Source organism: Francisella noatunensis subsp. noatunensis, assembly GCF_009823375.1.
GTDB lineage: Bacteria > Pseudomonadota > Gammaproteobacteria > Francisellales > Francisellaceae > Francisella > Francisella noatunensis.
Map to the genome: position 1 here is coordinate 1 of NZ_WBSX01000161.1, position 2,411 is coordinate 2,411.

The window sequence follows — 2,411 nt, forward strand, 5'->3', positions numbered from 1 at the left end:
TAAATTGCTTTGTGAGTTATATTAACAATGCCCTCATGTTTTAATCTACCACAAATAAGTTCCGGAGATATCTTCTTTTTTAACAAAGCTATTATTAGCTTTTTAACTTTACAGGATAGCTTATGATTATTTGAAGTTCTGCGGCTTTGATATAGCTTCTGTGCTATCTCAGCATTATAGTCACTATTTATACTAGTGCGATTAAGTTCCTTTTTTATAGCTGTTTCACTATAGCCAATTTTATTGGCTATTTGAGATGTTTGGTATCCTAATTTAAGTAATTCTTCTATACAATATCTATTTGAAAGAGTTAAGTGCTTTGGCATTTTTTAGTTCCTTATCGTTTATTTTAGTTTCGTCAAAACCTAATAAACTATATTTGGAACTCTCTTTCAACTATTTAAAACTTTCAGAATACAATCTAGCTTTTAATTTTTTCAATATCTGAAATATGGTAATATAATCAAAGTACCATTACTTTCTGATTTATCGTAGTAGTCATACGCCATGTCTATATACGTATTGGAAAACGTCTCTTTAAGAAATACTCATTTATATAAAAGAATACACCCTCTTTTTTGATAATTTCCAATGCTCTTTTATCACAATTAATTTCTTCTTTAGTGACATCAATTTCATTGTAACTAATAAATCCTAGTTTAACAAAGCGACCAAGCTTATTTTCCTTTATGATTTCTGCAACAACGTTACCAACATACTCATTCGTCAGTTCACCTTCAAAATAAGCTTCTGGAGCAAATACGTGACTATTACAACTTACTAATGTGTAACTATCTCCTTTTTTATCGAGCTTCACGCTAGCTAATGAACATCTATCATATTCAATACCTAAAACTGTCTTTTGTGCTTTTTTTCGTCTTTTTTCAAGTAGTAACGATATCATAAAATTTCTTATAAAAACTATAGCCTAAAATTAGATACTCTATTTCTAGATATATAAGTTTGTTTATTTTATAATTAAAACCACATTAAGTAAACTATAGTTTTAAAACATTAAGGCTAAATTAACTATGCGTATAATACTTTTAGGTGCTCCAGGAGCTGGTAAAGGAACTCAAGCAAAGATAATCGAAGATAAATATAATATTGCTCACATATCTACTGGAGATATGATAAGAGAAACTATCAAATCAGGTAGTGAAATAGGTAAAGAGTTAAAAAAAGTACTTGATGCTGGGCAACTAGTTTCAGATGAATTTATTATCAAAATCGTCAAAGATAGAATATCTAAAGATGATTGCAAAAATGGATTTTTGTTAGATGGTGTACCTAGAACAATAATCCAAGCTGAAGAGCTAGACAAGTTACGTGTAAATATCGATTATATTGTTGAAGTAGATGTCAAAGATAATCTTCTAATCGAAAGAATAACAGGCAGAAGAGTTCATCCTTCATCTGGTAGAACATATCATACTAAGTTTAACCCTCCCAAAGTTGAGGGTAAAGATGACATTACTGGAGAGGATTTAATAACTCGTACAGATGACAATGAAGACACAGTTAGAGAAAGACTTTCTGTATACCATGCTCAAACCTCTAAGTTAATCGATTTTTATAGAAACTTTTCATCTACAAATACAAAAACGCCAAAATATATAAAAATAGATGGCGACCAAGCTGTTGATAAAGTCTCTCAAGACATCTTTAATCAACTTAAATAAGCTCTCTAATCTAAACATTCTAATAATAACTCTGTAAAAGATATATACTCTAAATGTCCATGATATGACAAACCTATTTGGCAGCTACGGTTAAAGCTAACTCCAATTTCACAATCCTTAACTTGTGACTCAAGAGATTCTAAACTTGAAGCATTTAACTCCGGAGTTGTAAAGCCTTTATCTCCTGCAAATCCACAACAGTAGATTTGCTCAGGAACAACTACAAAAGAACTACATCTTTTCAAAACTTCTAAATATTTATTATCAATACATTAGAAAGTTACAGATAGACTTGAATAATAGACCTAAGAAATGTTCAAATTACTTGACACCTAATGAAGTACATTTTGGTATCTCTATAAACATTGAGAATACAATCTAGCTTAGTTTTTAATAATTACATAAAACAGCATCTATTTTAAAAGGAATTAATTAAAAACTCAAATCTTTTGAAAAAAATAGTTATTAAAAGGTTATAATTCACTATCAAAACCCTAATTTTTAAGTATTCTCATAGTGGAAAAGTACTTTTTCTTTGAGCTAGTAATCTTCATGGTAGCCATTTTAGGTGGTGGCATAGGTGCTATCATAGGTATTGGAGGCGCGTTATTAATAACTCCTTTACTATCAACCCTATTAGATGTCCCTATTCATTATGCTATTGGAGCATCTCTAGTAGCAATAATCTGTACATCAACAGCAACATCTCTTGTTTCATTAAAATCTCAT

At 29.9% G+C, this 2,411-nt stretch carries 3 protein-coding genes and 3 pseudogenes; 3 read left to right on the forward strand and 3 right to left on the reverse strand.

Features of this window, described 5'->3' with window-relative positions:
• Nucleotides 1-326 (reverse strand): helix-turn-helix domain-containing protein (locus F8C69_RS09885; protein ID WP_159184589.1); only part of this gene is annotated, 326 nt, incomplete at its 3' end.
• Between the two features lie 101 nt (nucleotides 327-427).
• Nucleotides 428-904 (reverse strand): annotated as a pseudogene (locus F8C69_RS09890) (type IV pili); the annotation flags it as partial.
• Between the two features lie 127 nt (nucleotides 905-1,031).
• Here F8C69_RS09890 and adk point away from each other — a divergent pair.
• Nucleotides 1,032-1,682 carry an adenylate kinase gene (adk, locus tag F8C69_RS09895; protein WP_159185028.1) on the forward strand — a complete coding sequence of 217 codons (651 nt, stop codon included), beginning with the start codon at nucleotides 1,032-1,034 and terminating at the stop codon, nucleotides 1,680-1,682.
• A 5-nt stretch (nucleotides 1,683-1,687) separates the two neighbouring features.
• On the opposite strand, the pseudogene F8C69_RS09900 reads toward adk, so the two are convergent.
• Nucleotides 1,688-1,951: pseudogene (locus tag F8C69_RS09900) on the reverse strand (hypothetical protein); the annotation flags it as partial.
• Between F8C69_RS09900 and F8C69_RS11535 the strand changes: the two are divergent.
• Together F8C69_RS11535 and F8C69_RS09905 are read left to right on the forward strand one after the other, a co-directional pair.
• Nucleotides 1,936-2,064: pseudogene (locus F8C69_RS11535) on the forward strand (IS30 family transposase); the annotation flags it as partial. The pseudogenes F8C69_RS09900 and F8C69_RS11535 sit on opposite strands and share 16 nt — an antisense overlap.
• 134 nt (nucleotides 2,065-2,198) lie before the next feature.
• On the forward strand, nucleotides 2,199-2,411 hold a 213-nt coding region (locus F8C69_RS09905), incomplete at its 3' end, for a TSUP family transporter (RefSeq protein WP_159185029.1).

Bases quoted from the DNA above. Each gene is read 5' to 3' on its own strand.
- adk (WP_159185028.1), top strand. From the start codon at position 1,032: ATGCGTATAATACTTTTAGGTGCTCCAGGAGCTGGTAAAGGAACTCAA.